At 42.5% G+C, this 14,728-nt stretch carries 16 protein-coding genes; 14 read left to right on the forward strand and 2 right to left on the reverse strand.

The genetic code is table 11. The features are described 5' to 3' along the window. The first annotated feature begins 6 nt into the window (after nucleotides 1-6). The 4 genes from AYJ08_RS11300 (at nucleotide 7) to AYJ08_RS11315 (ending at nucleotide 2,854) form a co-directional block, all read left to right on the forward strand. Nucleotides 7-774 (forward strand): energy-coupling factor ABC transporter permease, encoded by a 768-nt coding sequence (locus AYJ08_RS11300; RefSeq protein ID WP_031410751.1) that lies wholly within the window; start codon nucleotides 7-9, stop codon nucleotides 772-774. Next, entirely contained in the window at nucleotides 774-1,082 is a 309-nt protein-coding gene (locus AYJ08_RS11305) for an energy-coupling factor ABC transporter substrate-binding protein (protein ID WP_064017805.1), read from the forward strand. The genes AYJ08_RS11300 and AYJ08_RS11305 overlap by 1 nt, the downstream gene beginning before the upstream one ends. Continuing rightward, nucleotides 1,079-1,879, forward strand: a complete 801-nt coding sequence (gene cbiQ, locus AYJ08_RS11310) for a cobalt ECF transporter T component CbiQ (protein WP_064017806.1) — start codon at nucleotides 1,079-1,081, stop codon at nucleotides 1,877-1,879. The genes AYJ08_RS11305 and cbiQ overlap by 4 nt, the downstream gene beginning before the upstream one ends. A 75-nt stretch (nucleotides 1,880-1,954) precedes the next feature. Next, nucleotides 1,955-2,854, forward strand: a complete 900-nt coding sequence (locus tag AYJ08_RS11315; protein ID WP_064017830.1) for an energy-coupling factor ABC transporter ATP-binding protein — start codon at nucleotides 1,955-1,957, stop codon at nucleotides 2,852-2,854. A 129-nt stretch (nucleotides 2,855-2,983) separates the two neighbouring features. Here the strand turns inward: AYJ08_RS11315 and AYJ08_RS11320 are convergent, their stop codons facing one another. Further along, nucleotides 2,984-3,256 (reverse strand): HU family DNA-binding protein, encoded by a 273-nt coding sequence (locus tag AYJ08_RS11320; RefSeq protein ID WP_003338869.1) that lies wholly within the window; start codon nucleotides 3,254-3,256, stop codon nucleotides 2,984-2,986. 488 nt (nucleotides 3,257-3,744) lie between these two features. Further along, nucleotides 3,745-4,770 carry a superoxide dismutase gene (locus AYJ08_RS11325; RefSeq protein WP_064017831.1) on the reverse strand — a complete coding sequence of 342 codons (1,026 nt, stop codon included), beginning with the start codon at nucleotides 4,768-4,770 and terminating at the stop codon, nucleotides 3,745-3,747. 157 nt (nucleotides 4,771-4,927) lie between these two features. On the opposite strand from AYJ08_RS11325, the gene racE reads away from it, so the two are divergent. The 10 genes from racE to clpX all read left to right on the forward strand — a co-directional run bounded on the left by racE (nucleotide 4,928) and on the right by clpX (nucleotide 14,552). Then, nucleotides 4,928-5,773 (forward strand): glutamate racemase, encoded by an 846-nt coding sequence (gene racE, locus AYJ08_RS11330; protein ID WP_064017807.1) that lies wholly within the window; start codon nucleotides 4,928-4,930, stop codon nucleotides 5,771-5,773. Nucleotides 5,774-5,940: 167 nt separating this feature from the next. Continuing rightward, nucleotides 5,941-6,348, forward strand: coding sequence for a MerR family transcriptional regulator (locus AYJ08_RS11335; RefSeq protein WP_064017808.1), 408 nt, complete (start codon nucleotides 5,941-5,943; stop codon nucleotides 6,346-6,348). A 77-nt stretch (nucleotides 6,349-6,425) separates the two neighbouring features. Beyond that, nucleotides 6,426-7,583 carry an MFS transporter gene (locus tag AYJ08_RS11340; RefSeq protein WP_064017809.1) on the forward strand — a complete coding sequence of 386 codons (1,158 nt, stop codon included), beginning with the start codon at nucleotides 6,426-6,428 and terminating at the stop codon, nucleotides 7,581-7,583. Nucleotides 7,584-7,680: 97 nt separating this feature from the next. Continuing rightward, nucleotides 7,681-8,739 carry a GerMN domain-containing protein gene (locus AYJ08_RS11345; RefSeq protein WP_064017810.1) on the forward strand — a complete coding sequence of 353 codons (1,059 nt, stop codon included), beginning with the start codon at nucleotides 7,681-7,683 and terminating at the stop codon, nucleotides 8,737-8,739. A 271-nt stretch (nucleotides 8,740-9,010) separates the two neighbouring features. Further along, nucleotides 9,011-9,748, forward strand: a complete 738-nt coding sequence (gene rph / locus AYJ08_RS11350; protein WP_064017811.1) for a ribonuclease PH — start codon at nucleotides 9,011-9,013, stop codon at nucleotides 9,746-9,748. A gap of 265 nt (nucleotides 9,749-10,013) precedes the next feature. Further along, on the forward strand, nucleotides 10,014-10,622 hold the full coding sequence (locus tag AYJ08_RS11355; RefSeq protein WP_031410731.1) for an XTP/dITP diphosphatase: 609 nt from the start codon (nucleotides 10,014-10,016) through the stop codon (nucleotides 10,620-10,622). 2 nt (nucleotides 10,623-10,624) lie between these two features. Continuing rightward, nucleotides 10,625-11,146 (forward strand): metallophosphoesterase family protein, encoded by a 522-nt coding sequence (locus AYJ08_RS11360; RefSeq protein WP_064017812.1) that lies wholly within the window; start codon nucleotides 10,625-10,627, stop codon nucleotides 11,144-11,146. Nucleotides 11,147-11,280: 134 nt separating this feature from the next. Then, complete coding sequence (tig, locus tag AYJ08_RS11365; protein WP_064017813.1) at nucleotides 11,281-12,564, forward strand: trigger factor; 1,284 nt, start codon at nucleotides 11,281-11,283, stop codon at nucleotides 12,562-12,564. A gap of 99 nt (nucleotides 12,565-12,663) precedes the next feature. Beyond that, nucleotides 12,664-13,242 carry an ATP-dependent Clp endopeptidase proteolytic subunit ClpP gene (gene clpP / locus AYJ08_RS11370; protein ID WP_031410725.1) on the forward strand — a complete coding sequence of 193 codons (579 nt, stop codon included), beginning with the start codon at nucleotides 12,664-12,666 and terminating at the stop codon, nucleotides 13,240-13,242. 50 nt (nucleotides 13,243-13,292) lie between these two features. Then, nucleotides 13,293-14,552, forward strand: a complete 1,260-nt coding sequence (gene clpX / locus AYJ08_RS11375) for an ATP-dependent protease ATP-binding subunit ClpX (protein ID WP_064017814.1) — start codon at nucleotides 13,293-13,295, stop codon at nucleotides 14,550-14,552. The last annotated feature ends 176 nt before the right edge of the window (nucleotides 14,553-14,728 follow it).

Genomic DNA, 14,728 nt, shown 5'->3' on the forward strand with positions numbered 1-14,728 from the left:
ATGAAAATGAATCGGAAATGGATTGCAAGTAGTCGTTTGTTATGGTTACTTCCTGTGTTTGCTCTGTATTTTCTAGTGAACTCGCCCGAAAGTGCCTACGCGATGCATATTGCAGAAGGTTTTTTACCTTTCGGATGGGCGATCTTTTGGTGGGTAGTGTTTGTACCATTTTTTGTCTGGGGACTTCGCTCTTTAATACGTTTGACGAATGATAAACCGCAAGTGAAGCTGTTACTAGCGTTGGCTGGTGCGTTCAGCTTTGTATTGTCGGCGCTTAAAATTCCGTCTGTTACAGGTAGTAGCTCGCATCCTACAGGTACAGGACTTGGAGCAGTGCTATTCGGACCACAAATTATGAGCGTTTTAGGTAGTATCGTTCTGTTATTTCAAGCGATTTTACTTGCCCATGGAGGATTAACCACATTAGGAGCCAATGCTTTTTCTATGGCAGTTGTAGGGCCGTTTGTAGGCTATGGGATTTATCGTTTACTAAGCGGTATGCAGGTAAAGCAAGGAGTCAGCATTTTCTTTGCTGCTGCTTTGGCTGATTTAGCTACTTATATCACTACATCTGTTCAATTAGCATTAGCTTTTCCAGCGGCTTCTGGTGGTTTTGCTGCTGCGTTCATGAAGTTTGGAACTATTTTTGCAGTTACCCAGATTCCGTTAGCTATTTGTGAGGGGTTACTTACTGTAGTTGTTTGGAACTGGATTAGCGCGTATAACCGTCAAGAATTGCAGATGTTGCTTAGCTTGCGGGGAGGTGCCAAATAATGAAAAGAGCAGCTAAATGGAAAAACTTGTTGTTACTTGCCCTTGTGGTAGTGATCGCGGTCATTCCACTGATGTTGATCAAGGACTCTGAATTTGGTGGAGCAGATGGCCAAGCGGAAGAAGCGATCCAGGAGCTGGCCCCAGAATATGAACCATGGTTTCAGCCGTTAATGGAAGTGCCAGGCTCTGAAACAGAGAGCTTGTTGTTCGCAGTTCAGGCAGCTTTTGGAGCGGGTGTGATTGGTTACGCAATTGGATTTTTTAAAGGTCGCAAAAAAAATGAAGCGACACACGAAGTACAAGAATGAATCTCTGGATAGACCGAATAGCGTATCAAAATCGACTACGTGATGTATCTGCTCGTTTCAAAGCTGGTTTTGCGGCAGGAATGCTTGTTCTTGCTTTATGTGCAGATATGGAAATCCAAATGGGCATTTTTATTTGGATGAGTATCTGGATTGTAGGGTATGCCAGTGTTCCCTTGCGTAGCTATCTTATGTTTATCGGGGTAGCCTGCTTGTTTTTCATTAGCAGTACACCTGCCCTGCTCATCGACGTACACCGCTTGTCAGGTTCAGTCAGCATCGGGCTGGAATCGAGCTGGCATTTACTTACCATAGGTGATTGGTATGTCTATATTGATCAACGTAATTTGTTTGTGATCGGTAAGCTGTTTACCCGCACATTGGGTGCTAGTGCTTGTTTTGCTTTTTTGCTGCTAACGACCCCTTTAGTTCAATTGCTTGACGTATTACGCGCATTACGAGTGCCTCCCATCATTGTTGAACTTATTATGTTGATGTATCGATTTTTATTTGTATTTTTCCAAACGGCACATGATTTATGGATTGCGCAAAAAGCACGCGGTGGGCATGGAAGTTTTTCAGCCCAATTGAAGGACATGGGCCGACTAGTCAGCTTGTTGTTTGCTAAAAGTATGCAACGGTATCAGCAATTAAACCATGGCCTGCTAGCGCGTGGATTCGATGGAGATCTGCAAGTGGTTACTATGGAAAAAGAGAGATATATAAAGCGTTATCTCATCGAAGCTACGATGGGGGGAGCTTGCTGTGTAGCACTGATCTTTTGGCACTCCCTTTTATAAGAGATAAGAACCGATAACCTGAGAGACTTGGCAATCGCCAAGTTTTCTTTACTACTAGGAAGGGGCGTGGCTCTTGTGGAAACCTTGATCAGTCTGGAAAAAGTAAGTTATGCCTACGAACACAAGACAAATAGCCTCGCTCTAAAGGAAATCAATTTACGTATCCCAAAAGGTAAAAAGATCGTACTTCTCGGACATAATGGTTCAGGGAAATCTACGTTGTTTTTGCAGGCAAATGGTATTTACCGCCCAACAGAAGGAAAGTTGTACTACAAGGGAGAACCATACCGCTATGATCGCCGATTTTTACAAGAGCTGCGCAGCAAAGTAGGATTGGTGATGCAGGACCCAGAGCATCAATTATTGGCGGCTACGGTGGCTGAGGATCTCTCCTATGGCTTATGTAATCAAGGCCTATCTACTGATAAGGTTCGTGAGCGTGTATTGGCCACAGCAGAAGCTTTTCAAATAAAAGAGTGGTTACACCTACCATTACACCAGTTAAGTTTAGGACAAAAAAAGCTAGTCACTCTAGCTGGAGTTGTTGTATTGCAACCGGAATTACTCCTGCTTGATGAGCCAACAGCTTATCTGGATAGCTATCATACACAGCTATTTCTGACGCAATTGGAACAAATTTATCAACAGGGTACGACCGTTGTTATGTCTACACATGATTTGGAGCTTGCTTACTCTTGGGCCGATTGGGTCTTTATTATGCATAGAGGTTCGCTTCTTTTAGAAGGAACTCCTCAAGAGGTTTTTTGTCAGAGAGAGCTTTTAAGCCAAGTGCAGCTTGGGGTTCCTCTGCTCTATAGTGTCTGGGAAAGTATCCAGCCACTTTTAAATGAGGAGCAGCGTGCAACGTGGACAGCGCCTAGAACCGTACAAGAATGGTGTGGCTATGCAGACCGAATAGGTGTCAAGGAAAAGGAACTAATGCTCGTAACGAACATTAACGGGCACAGAACATAGAGGATAGCGTATAGATGGGCATTTCATCGGCAGGTAGCAATTTGATTATTATTTCATTAGAAAAAGGCTAGCAAACAACCTTTGGTCATTTGCTAGCCTTATTTGTCTCTTCTTATGTAGGAAGAATGATTACTTAACAGCTTCTTTTAGTTCTTTACCTGCTTTGAAAGCTGGTAGCTTGCTTGCTGGGATTTCGATTTCTTCGCCAGATTGAGGATTGCGTCCTTTACGAGCAGCGCGTTCGCGTACTTCAAAAGTACCAAAGCCCATCAATTGAACTTTTTCTCCACCTTTTAGTGCGCCAGTGATTGCTTCGAATACGGCGTCAACCACTTGTCCAGCATCTTTTTTTGTTAATTCAGCTGTTTCAGCTACTTTTGCAATCAATTCTGTCTTGTTCATTTTCTTACCTCTTTTCTTTAAAAAACTACTACTCATCATACCAAAAAATCCGTTATTAGAACAGTAAAAAAGCAGAGAAACCCTTAAAAAATCACCTTTTTTTTCGAAAAGGGACAAAACAAAGGACAAAATTTTTTGTTTGCTCCTATATTTGCCAAATTTTACTTTTTCCAAACCTAAAAATCAACGAAAAGAAAACCAAATCAGGAGAAAAGAACGATAGAAAACAATTCGGAAGAGCTTGCTTACTCTACAAAGAATCATTTTAGGTTCCAGATATCTATCCCTACTTTACGAGAATAAAATGAAAGATGGTAAAAGAGCAAGCGGGTCATCCGCACTCGCATGCTCTTTTTGCATACTCGGTAGGAATCATCCTCATATTTTCTTGATTATCTTGAATATGTCATATATTTCTCATGCATTTGATATGTTTTTCTCAAGGACTGGGGAGTATCATCATAGACAGTAGAGTACAGCCATACAGGTTAATATGGTTTCCAGCGTAGACGGCTTGCTTGACGGAAGCGATTTTCTACCTCTTCCCAGTTGACGACGTTCCACCATGCTTTGATATAATCAGCTCTATTGCTGTGGTAGGAAAGAAAGTAGGCATGCTCCCATACATCTAAGACTAGTAATGGAACTACATCCCACTGCGATAAATTTTGGTGTTTTTCTGCTTGTAAAATTTCCAAGCGGTGGGAGCGCGGAGACCAAACAAGAATAGCCCAGCCACCGCCTTCAACTTTTTCAGCAGCTTGTGAGAAATGTTGCTTGAATTTATCAAAGGAACCGAAAGAGCTATTAATTTGGGAAGCTAGTTCTCCAGTTGGCATACCGCCGCCATCTGGACGCATAACAGACCAAAAAATGGTATGCAGGTAGTGCCCAGCACCATTAAAGGCTGCCTCCCCTTCCCAGAACTTAATCAGCTCAAAATTTCCTGTTTCACGAGCTTGAGCCATCATTTTTTCAGCCTTGTTTAAGTTGTTCACATAATTGCGATGCAGGATATCATGGTGAATACGCATTGTTTCTTCATCAATGTATGGTTCTAATGCATCATAAGAATAGGGAAGGGGTGGAAGGGTATGACCACCAATCGGAACGGCTTTATTAGAATAATTTGCTTCTGACATCACCGGAATGATAGCTGGTGTCGCGGGTTGCTCTACTCTAGGATGCCGTTGAAAGCGACCTCTTGTTTTCGAGTTGGTTTGCTTTTCTTCCTCTTTGTTCTCTTCCTCTGTTTTTTGATTTTGGACGAGACGGAGTAGTTCATGGAAGTGCCGCTGAATGTCTTCAGCTTGGGAGGCTAATTTCGAAATTTGTTCCTCGCGATCCTCTTTATCCTGGTAATAGTTGGCTTTGCGCCCTACTTCGCTAAAGGCCACATGGAATTTGTGCAAATCCCGCTTCATTTCAGCACAATGAGGATTTTGACGCAGGTAATCGACCCATTGCCGACCCCATTCGCTCCAATCTAGGAGATGCTGTATTCGGTGGTTCAAGGTAATTCCTCCTTCAACTTTCCTGCTGTATACTTTATGATGATAAATGCCTACAGGTTCAAAATTTTTTAGCTGGTTCATCCTCTTTGTCTTTACATAGGATCTGGGAACAGCATATGGTAAAAAAGGGACTCTGACTTCAAAGGAGCTAACATCAATGAATGGAAAAGAAACCATCGGGATTATAGATTCAGGAGTAGGCGGATTGACCGTTGTAAAAGAAGTAATGCGGCAATTACCGCGTGAAAAGATTGTCTATTTTGGCGACAATGCCCGCTGTCCATACGGTTCACGCGATTCCGAAGAAATTCGCACATATACGAATCAAATGATTCAATTTGTTTCTCAATTTCAACTAAAGGCGCTGGTAATCGCTTGTAATACGGCTGCATCGGTGGTGTTGCATGAAGCGAAGGAACGGATGAATTCGCCCGTTATCGGTGTAATTGAACCAGGAGCACGTGCCGCCATTTCGGCATCTCGCACGGGGCGCATTGGTGTTATTGGTACAGAAATGACGATTCGTACAGGGGCTTACCTACAAGCGATGAGTCGTATTAATCCAGAGCTGTACACAGTGGGCATGGCATGTCCGGCGTTTGTTCCATTAGTTGAACAACAGCGCCTACATACAGAAGAGGCCCGGCAAATCGTAACCAAGACCTTAGAGCCTTTCCGCCATGAAGAACTGGATACATTGATTTTGGGCTGCACCCATTATCCTTTGCTTGCCCCACTCATTCAGGAGGCAATGGGAGATAGCATCACCTTGATTAATTCTGCAGAAGAAACGGCGCGTGAACTCAGTGCAATGCTGTCTATGCAGGGGCTATTGAACGAGCAACAAGAAATCGAGCCCAAGCACCATTTGTTTTATACAAGTGGCAGTAAACAGGTATTCCAGCAAATTGGCGAAGAGTGGCTAGAGTGCCCGTTGAATGTACAGCAGCAGGTGCTTGAGCATGCGGCCCCCCTTATTTTAGAAATTATGGATAGGCTATAATCCGTGCGTGTAACGAGTCAGTTCCTTGAAATACAGAGAACTGACTTTTTATTTTATAGGTATTTTTTAAAAAAGTTCTGTCTCCCTTGACAAAAAGCTTACGTTAACGTAAATTGTTACTTGTTAAATATAGTTGTATATCAAACCATTTGAAGGGAGGAGATACCATGACGTTCTTTAAAATCGACGAGGTAACCAAGCAGATTGGAGTAACGAAACGAACATTACGTTATTATGAGGAAATAGGTTTAATTAAACCCCCAATTCGTACGGAAGGTAAAATTCGGCTGTATTCCTCAGACGATATACGTGATATCAAAAAAATTTTGGAGGCACGCGAGGTACTCGGCTTTTCTTTAACAGAGCTTCAACATTTTATCAGTTTAAAGGAAGAGATGGAGCGAGCGTATGAAAATGAAGATGTGCAAGCATCAATCCATGCTGATCGACTCCATACACTTCTAGAGGAGCAGGTGGATATGTTAACGGAAAAAATGAAACGTATGGAGTCTTTTCGTCAAGACCTTCAGCATATGCTTCTCGAAATAGAGAAGCTCCGGCAGAAAGACAAGTAGACAACATAAATTCTATAAAAGATGTATATGCAACTTGATGCAGGAACAAGGATAAAAAATAGGGGTGTATGGTAAAGATGCAGCTTAAACCAAATAATCGAAAACGTGCACGGATCATTACGGTGCAAGCCACTTTTTTTGCGTTTATGGGAATAGGAGTAGTTGATCCTATTCTTCCAGTCATTGCTGAACAAATCCATGCGACACATTGGCAAGTAGAGATGTTATTTACTGCTTATATATTTACCATGGCGATTATGATGCTGCCATCCGGTATTTTAGCTGTGCGTTTAGGGGATAAAAAATTAATGCTGATCGGGCTAGCGATAGTTACTGTTTTTTCATTGCTATGCGCTATGTCCTCATCCATTGTAGGATTATCTTGGTTTCGAGCAGGATGGGGATTGGGAAACTCAATGTTTTTTGCCACAGCGATGACGTTATTGATTGCCCTATCTGATGAGGTTAGTGGCGCAGTTGGAATGTATGAAGCGGCGATTGGGCTAGGCATGGCAGGAGGTCCCTTAGTAGGTGGACTTTTAGGTGGATTCGCATGGAATTATCCTTTTTTCGCTACTTCTTTCTTTATTTTTTGTGCATTGCTTCTTGTCATTTTCTTTGTTCATGAACCATCCAAAAAACAAGAACGCCAAACAGCGGGTCTAAAAGAACTTCTCAGTCTCTTAACCTTCAGGCCATTTATGCAAGGTGCTTTGTCTGGCATGTTGTATTATTATTGTTTCTTTGTTATTTTGGCATACTCCCCACTCATCTTACACTTAACTGCTATCCAATTAGGTTTTGTGTTTTTTGGATGGGGATTAATGCTGGCGTATGGATCGGCGGTTCTTTCCCATAAGCTAGAAGCGCGACTTCCTTATAAAGTGTTGATACGCTATGGATTACTTGCTCTAGTGGTTATTTTACTCGGCTTATTTGCTATTCCTAGCAGTACGGCTAAAATAATACTGATTATCGTCTCAGGCCTAGTACTTGGTTTAAATAATGCTCTATATTCAAGCTATGTTATGGAAATCTCTCCATATGAACGAGCAATTACTTCTGGCGTGTATAACTTTGTACGCTGGCTAGGAGCAGCGCTAGCTCCCTTATTATCAGGAGTAATTGGTCACGCGATTGCTCCACAAGCTCCATTTGCAGTGGCTGTTATCCTGTCACTTGCTGCGATTATTATCATTAGTATAAACATTGCTTCTAAAGAGAGGACAGTCTAAGACAGCTTAAACTGGAGATTTCTTTTACTCTGGAGGAATAAACCCAAGCCCTGCTCGTATACATGGTAGTACAAAGTGTCAACGAGGAGGATATGGGATGAAAAAAAGACCTATCGGTAAAATGACAGCGGTTGTTGGGCTGAGTGCGATACTCATGACAGGATGCGGGCTGTTTGGTCCATCCAAAGAAACGAGTGCCCCTATACAGACTCCATCCATTACAGGTGCAGATCCTAATCCATTACAGATAACGGAAGAACAGACGGGAGAAGAGACGCAGGAAGCGGTTACCCAAACGACAAAGCGTACAGTTTATCTGCAAGATACCAATGGTTTTGTCGTCCCAGTCTCCTTGATTTTACCCAAAGCAGAAGGACCCGCTAAACAAGTGCTAAGCTATATGGTAAAGGGCGGTCCTGTGGAGACGCTGAAGCCGCAGGGATTTGAGGCTCTGTTACCCGAAGGTACGAAAATTCTGGGGATGTCTATTAAAGAAGGAAAAGCAACAATAGAATTCTCATCTGAGTTTAAAAATTATAAAGCGGCCGATGAACAAAAAATTCTCGATGCAATTACTCGTTCTATGACAGAATTTGATACGGTGAAGGACATTGCGATTTGGGTAAACGGGCAACCGTTAAGCGAGATGCCGGCAAACGGTACACCTATCTCATTGTTAAACCGTCAACAGGGCATTAATACGGAACTGGTTGAAGGGGCGCATCCTGGCAGAACTTCTGCGGTAACGATTTATTTTCAAAGTCAGCTAGATGATAAACGAACCTATTTTGTTCCGGTGACACGTTTGATTCCAGAGACGCAGGATATGTCGAAAGCGGTTGTTGAAGAGCTGATAAAAGGGCCGAAAGAAGGCTCACCATTATTTAGCTCCTTACTGCGAACTACAAAGGTACTTGGCGTTGAGCAACAAAAAGATACGGTGGTTGTTAATTTAAGCAACGATATTTTAAAGTATGATAAGGGAAAAGAAGCAAACCCTGAAGCGATGGAATCACTCGTGCTGTCCTTAACGGAGAATACAGGTATAAAGAAGGTGCAGGTTCAGGTAGAGGGAAAACCGTTAACTCAAGCAGGTTCAATGAAATTTGACCTGCCTGTATCAAGACCGGTTCAAATTAATGCCTTCGAATTGTAAGCTAACATCCACGTCTAGGGGCGTGGATGTTTATTTATAGTACATGTCTGTATGGTCTACAGCCTTCAGAGGTGGTTATTTAGTATGATTCGCGGTGCTTTTTGATAAAATGAACACGTCCTTGCAAGAATAAGGTTGAAAAACTAGCAGTTCATGGTGTGCCTTGGTATACTAGTTGAAGGCTTTGTGATTAAACGTTATCATTCCACAGACAACAGCAAACAAGCACAGCGACATAATAACGAATTTGAAAATATGTAGGAGGTCTTTTATGAGATTGGATGGACGTTCGAGCGATCAATTGCGTCCCGTTAAAATTACCCGCAATTACATTAAGCATGCAGAGGGTTCTTGCTTGATTGAGGTAGGCGATACCAAGGTAATTTGTACAGCGACGTTAGAAGAAAAAGTACCTCCGTTTATGCGGAACGGTGGAAAAGGCTGGATTACAGCTGAATACTCTATGCTACCGCGTGCCACAGAAACACGAAATGCCCGAGAATCCTCCAGAGGCAAGGTCGGAGGACGTACGATGGAGATTCAACGTCTGATTGGCCGCGCCCTTCGTTCGGTCGTAAAATTAGAGGCGATGGGAGAGCGTACAATTTGGTTGGATTGTGACGTTATTCAAGCAGATGGAGGTACGCGTACTGCGTCTATTACGGGTGCATTCGTAGCGATGGTGGATGCTATGAATACATTAGTAACGGCTGGCACATGGAAGGAATTACCGATCACGGATTTCTTAGCTGCTACTTCCGTAGGTGTAGTAGAGGGAGTACCAGTATTGGACCTGAATTATAAAGAGGATTCTTCCGCAATTGTTGATATGAATGTTATTATGACAGGCGCTGGCAAATATGTAGAGCTGCAAGGGACGGGGGAAGAATCTCCTTTCAGCATGGAGGAGCTAATGCAATTACTGGCATTGGGACAAAAAGGGATTCAAGACCTCATCGGACTACAAAAAGAAGTGCTAGGAGAAGTGAAGCTTCATAGTAAAGCGTAACTTTTTAGCTCTCAATAGGCCTACATAGGTGGTAAAACCCGAAAGCGGACATCTTCACATGTCTGTTGTTCGGGTTTTATCATGATATGTACGTAAAAATAAGGCATGGATGAAACATCAAAAAGGATAACTACGTCTAAGATTTACCAGGGTTACATAGGAAAGGTGAATTTTTACAATGCTTGCGTTATAATGTGGGGTAATACATAAGCAATACAGAAATTGGATTGTAAAGTAGCTTTTATCACGAAAGCGAGGGACGAGCATGAGTGAACAAACAGCAAAGAAAAAAGTGGTATTAGCCACTAGAAATCAAGGAAAAGTTCGCGAGTTCAATAAATTGTTTGAGGTATTGAATCTGGAGGCAGTTAGTGTTTCTGAATTTCCAGATGCACCCGAGGTAGAAGAAGATGGAGAAACCTTTGAAGCCAATGCACTCAAAAAAGCGAAAACAATCTCAGAGGTGTTAGGATTACCAGCAATCGGCGATGATTCTGGTTTAGAGGTAGATGCGTTACATGGTGCTCCAGGAGTTTATTCTGCACGGTTTGCAGGAGAAAAGGCTACAGATGAAGAAAACTATCAAAAACTATTAACCAAACTGGCAGATGTTCCGATGAAGGAGCGAACAGCCCGATTCCGTTGTACACTCGCTTATGTTGAACCAGGACAAGAGCCCGTGATTGCGACAGGGGCTTGCGAAGGTGCTATCGCACATGCTCCATCTGGTTCGAACGGCTTTGGTTATGATCCAGTCTTTTTTGTACCAAGTCAATTATGCACCATGGCTGAGTTATCACCAGAACAGAAGAACACGATTAGTCATCGCGCCATGGCGATGAAGGATTTGCTAGAAAAACTGAAGGGGAGATAGGCGTGAGCATTCTCATCATCAGCGATACACATGGGCAAATCAAAGAGGTGCAAGAAGTAGTGGATCGTCACCCAGCAGATTTCATTTTGCATTGTGGAGACTTCTGTGTCGACCAGAAGCAAGCGCCATTTTCAAAAATGCAACTCGTACAAGGAAACTGTGATTTTGAGCCAGTTGCTAAAGATCGGGTTACACGCTGGAAAGATTTAATCATTTACCAAACACATGGACATTTGTACGATGTTAAAAGCTCACTTATGAAGTTGCACTATCGTGCCGAAGAAGTTGGAGCGAACGTTGTGTTGTTTGGACATTCTCATTTTCCAGTATGTGAAGCCGAGAGAGATATTTTGTTCATTAACCCAGGCAGTTTGATGATGCCGCGTGGTTTTAGAACTCCTACATACGCTGTTCTGGAACAAATAGGTACTGATGATTTCCATATTAAGGTGCAGGTGCGCTTCTACGATCGACAAGGACAAGAAATTTCTGAACGTGGTGGTCAATTTTTGGTGCGACGGTGATTTCTTGAAATTTATTTGTTATGTGATATACTGAAATGGTTATAATGGCAGGTAAATTGCTTCTTAATGACATAGATTGTTTCTGTGTGGGTGAGGCAATGTTTTCTGGATTTAATCTAGGAGGGGAAGTTTAAGTGGTAGCAAAATGGGAAAAGTTAGAGAATAACCAGGGGGTTTTGACGGTAGAGGTTGATGCCGATCAAGTAAACCTTGCTCTGGATGAAGCATTTAAAAAGGTAGTAAAAAAAGTAAACGTACCTGGATTCCGTAAAGGTAAAGTGCCTCGCAAAATGTTCGAAAATCGCTTCGGCGTTGAGTCTTTGTACCAAGATGCATTGGACATCATTCTTCCAAAGGCATACGGACAAGCTGTTCGTGAAACAGGTATCGAGCCTGTTGATCGTCCAGAAGTTGACGTAGAACAAATGGAAGCTGGTCAAAAATTGGTGTTCAAAGCAACTGTTACTGTAAAGCCTGAAGTAAAACTAGGCGACTACAAAGGTCTTTCTGTAGAAGAGAAGGATTTCACTGTAGGCGAAGAACAAGTTGCAGAAGAACTAAAACGTATGCAAACTCGTCACGCTGAATTGGTAACAGTTGAAGAAGGCCCAGCTGAAAACGGCGACTCTGCAAACATCGATTTCGAAGGATTCCAAGATGGAGTTGCATTCGAAGGCGGTAAAGCGGAAGACTACTCTTTGGAACTTGGAACTGGCACATTCATCGCTGGTTTTGAAGAGCAAGTAGTAGGTATGAAAATCGGGGAGGAAAAAGAAATCACGGTTACTTTCCCTGAAGAATACCACTCTCCAAACCTTGCAGGTAAAGAAGCTATGTTCAAAGTGAAATTGAACAGCTTAAAACGTAAAAACCTACCTGAGTTGGATGATGAGTTTGCAAAAGATGTAAGCGAATTTGACACTTTGGAAGAATACAAAGCTGATCTGAAAGCTAAATTAGAAGAAAAAGCTGAAGCGGAAAAGAAAAACTACATCCGTGAGCAATTGGTTCTAAAAGCTACAGAGAATGCTGAGATCGATATTCCAGATGTTATGGTAGAGTCAGAGCTTGATCAAATGGTTAAAGAATTTGAGCAACGCCTACAAATGCAAGGTATGAACCTAGAGTTGTACTTCCAATTCTCTGGTACAGACGAATCTGCTCTTCGCGATCAAATGCGTAAGGATGCAGTGTTGCGTGTTCGCACAGCATTGGTTCTTGAAGCGATTGCGAAAACAGAAACCCTTGAAACAAAAGAAGAAGATGTGGATCAAGAGCTTGAGCAATATGCGAAGATGTATGGTCGTCCTGCTGACGAGCTTAAGAAAATCTTTGCTGCACAAGACGGGCTTGCTGGTTTGTACCGCGAAATCTTGACTCGTAAAGTTGTAGATTTGTTGGTTGCAGAAAGCAAATAAACTGCATAACCTTAGATATGGGCGCAAGGCACGAACGTTTTTTCGTGCCTTGTTTTCTCAGATAAAGAAAGCAGAAATTAGTGAAGGAGGCCATCCCTTATGCTGATCCCTATGGTCGTAGAGCAAACTAACCGCGGAGAACGTGCGTACGATATTTATTCTCGTCTGTTAAAAGACCGTATCATATTTCTGGGAAGTGAGATTGATGATGAAATAGCAAATGCAGTAGTAGCGCAATTGTTATTCCTTGAATCTGAAGAGCCAGGAAAAGACATTAGCCTATACATAAATTCTCCAGGCGGTTCTGTAACCGCTGGCATGGCGATTTATGACACCATGCAATATATCAAATCGGACGTTTCCACGATTTGCATCGGCATGGCGGCCAGCATGGGTGCGGTACTTTTGGCTGCAGGCGCGAAAGGTAAACGTTTTGCATTGCCAAACAGTGAAGTGATGATTCATCAACCGCTGGGTGGTGTTCGTGGTCAGGCGGAGGATATTCGTATTCACGCTGACTGGATTATCAAAACAAAGCGTCAATTAAATGAGATTTTGGCAGAAAGAACAGGTCAACCTTATGAAGTGATTGACCGCGATACAGATCGCGATAACTTCATGTCTGCTGAGGAAGCGAAAAACTACGGGTTAATTGACAGTGTGATCGAACGCCGTTAAGGGGCCATCCTGTGCTTGGCTGAAAAAATCATCGACGTGAGGTGAAAAACATGTTCAAGTTTAATGACGATAAAGGTCAATTAAAGTGCTCGTTCTGCGGAAAGTCTCAAGAGCAGGTACGCAAGCTTGTAGCTGGTCCAGGTGTTTACATTTGTGATGAGTGCATTGAGCTTTGCAATGAGATCGTACAAGAAGAGCTAGGGACCGATGAAGAAATCGATATGAAGGAAATTCCAAAACCATTGGAAATCCGTAATATCCTAGATGATTATGTTATTGGACAAAATCAAGCTAAGAAATCCTTGGCTGTTGCTGTATATAATCACTACAAACGAATCAATTCAGGTGCGAAGATTGAGGATGTGGAATTATCCAAATCCAATATCGTACTAATTGGACCAACAGGTAGCGGTAAAACGTTGTTAGCTCAAACGCTAGCCCGTATCCTAAATGTACCGTTTGCGATCGCTGATGCTACATCGCTAACTGAAGCTGGATATGTTGGAGAAGATGTTGAAAATATCTTGCTGAAGCTTATCCAAGCTGCTGATTATGATGTAGAAAAAGCGGAGAAGGGTATTATCTATATTGACGAGATTGATAAAGTTGCTCGTAAATCTGAAAACCCTTCTATCACGCGCGATGTATCAGGTGAGGGTGTACAACAAGCATTGTTGAAAATTCTAGAGGGTACAGTAGCGAGTGTGCCACCTCAAGGCGGGCGCAAGCATCCTCATCAGGAATTTATCCAAATTGATACCTCCAATATCTTGTTCATTTGCGGTGGTGCATTTGACGGCATCGAGCAAATTATCAAGCGCCGTATTGGTAAAAAGGTAATCGGTTTTGGTTCTGAAATGGTGGAAGGTGTTAAATCCGACTTAAAACAAGGCGAATACCTAAAATACGTATTGCCTGAAGACCTGCTCAAATTCGGTTTGATACCGGAATTTGTAGGTCGATTGCCGGTACATGCAACACTTGAGCCATTAGATGAAGAGACATTGGTGCGAATTTTGACAGAGCCAAAAAATGCTTTGATCAAACAATACCAAAAGCTACTTAGTCTAGATGGAGTAGAGCTTGAGTTTACAGAAGGCGCTTTGACTCAAATTGCAAAAGAAGCAATTAAGCGTAACACTGGTGCTCGTGGTCTACGTGCAATTATTGAACAAATCATGCTGGATATGATGTATGAGCTTCCTTCGCGTGAGGACGTGGAGAAGTGCCTAATTACTGAGGAAGTGGTTACCGAAAAGGTGAAGCCACAACTAAAGAATAAAGAAGGCGACATCATCCAATCAGCGTAAAAAACTCTCGATCAAGCAGGCTGACACCTGTTTGGTGAAAATGATAAGAAAAAGGTGCTTCGTTCTTTGGAACAAGCGCCTTTTTTGTGTCAAAGGATAAGCTTACTCTATACAAAGGATTGATGGCGATCCAGATTTCGATGGATGTAGGGATAGATGAAAAAACAAGGTCCTCG

The sequence above is a fragment of the Brevibacillus sp. SKDU10 genome, from assembly GCF_001645205.1.
GTDB lineage: Bacteria > Bacillota > Bacilli > Brevibacillales > Brevibacillaceae > Brevibacillus_B > Brevibacillus_B halotolerans.

What these genes read in the sequence shown, in the direction of transcription:
- AYJ08_RS11335 (WP_064017808.1), top strand. Translation starts at nt 5,941, where the DNA reads ATGACGTTCTTTAAAATCGACGAGGTAACCAAGCAGATTGGAGTAACG.
- AYJ08_RS11320 (WP_003338869.1), bottom strand. Translation starts at nt 3,256, where the DNA reads ATGAACAAGACAGAATTGATTGCAAAAGTAGCTGAAACAGCTGAATTA.
- AYJ08_RS11345 (WP_064017810.1), top strand. Translation starts at nt 7,681, where the DNA reads ATGAAAAAAAGACCTATCGGTAAAATGACAGCGGTTGTTGGGCTGAGT.
- cbiQ (WP_064017806.1), top strand. Translation starts at nt 1,079, where the DNA reads ATGAATCTCTGGATAGACCGAATAGCGTATCAAAATCGACTACGTGAT.
- AYJ08_RS11340 (WP_064017809.1), top strand. Translation starts at nt 6,426, where the DNA reads ATGCAGCTTAAACCAAATAATCGAAAACGTGCACGGATCATTACGGTG.
- clpP (WP_031410725.1), top strand. Translation starts at nt 12,664, where the DNA reads ATGCTGATCCCTATGGTCGTAGAGCAAACTAACCGCGGAGAACGTGCG.
- AYJ08_RS11355 (WP_031410731.1), top strand. Translation starts at nt 10,014, where the DNA reads ATGAGTGAACAAACAGCAAAGAAAAAAGTGGTATTAGCCACTAGAAAT.
- racE (WP_064017807.1), top strand. Translation starts at nt 4,928, where the DNA reads ATGAATGGAAAAGAAACCATCGGGATTATAGATTCAGGAGTAGGCGGA.
- rph (WP_064017811.1), top strand. Translation starts at nt 9,011, where the DNA reads ATGAGATTGGATGGACGTTCGAGCGATCAATTGCGTCCCGTTAAAATT.
- AYJ08_RS11300 (WP_031410751.1), top strand. Translation starts at nt 7, where the DNA reads ATGAATCGGAAATGGATTGCAAGTAGTCGTTTGTTATGGTTACTTCCT.
- AYJ08_RS11305 (WP_064017805.1), top strand. Translation starts at nt 774, where the DNA reads ATGAAAAGAGCAGCTAAATGGAAAAACTTGTTGTTACTTGCCCTTGTG.
- clpX (WP_064017814.1), top strand. Translation starts at nt 13,293, where the DNA reads ATGTTCAAGTTTAATGACGATAAAGGTCAATTAAAGTGCTCGTTCTGC.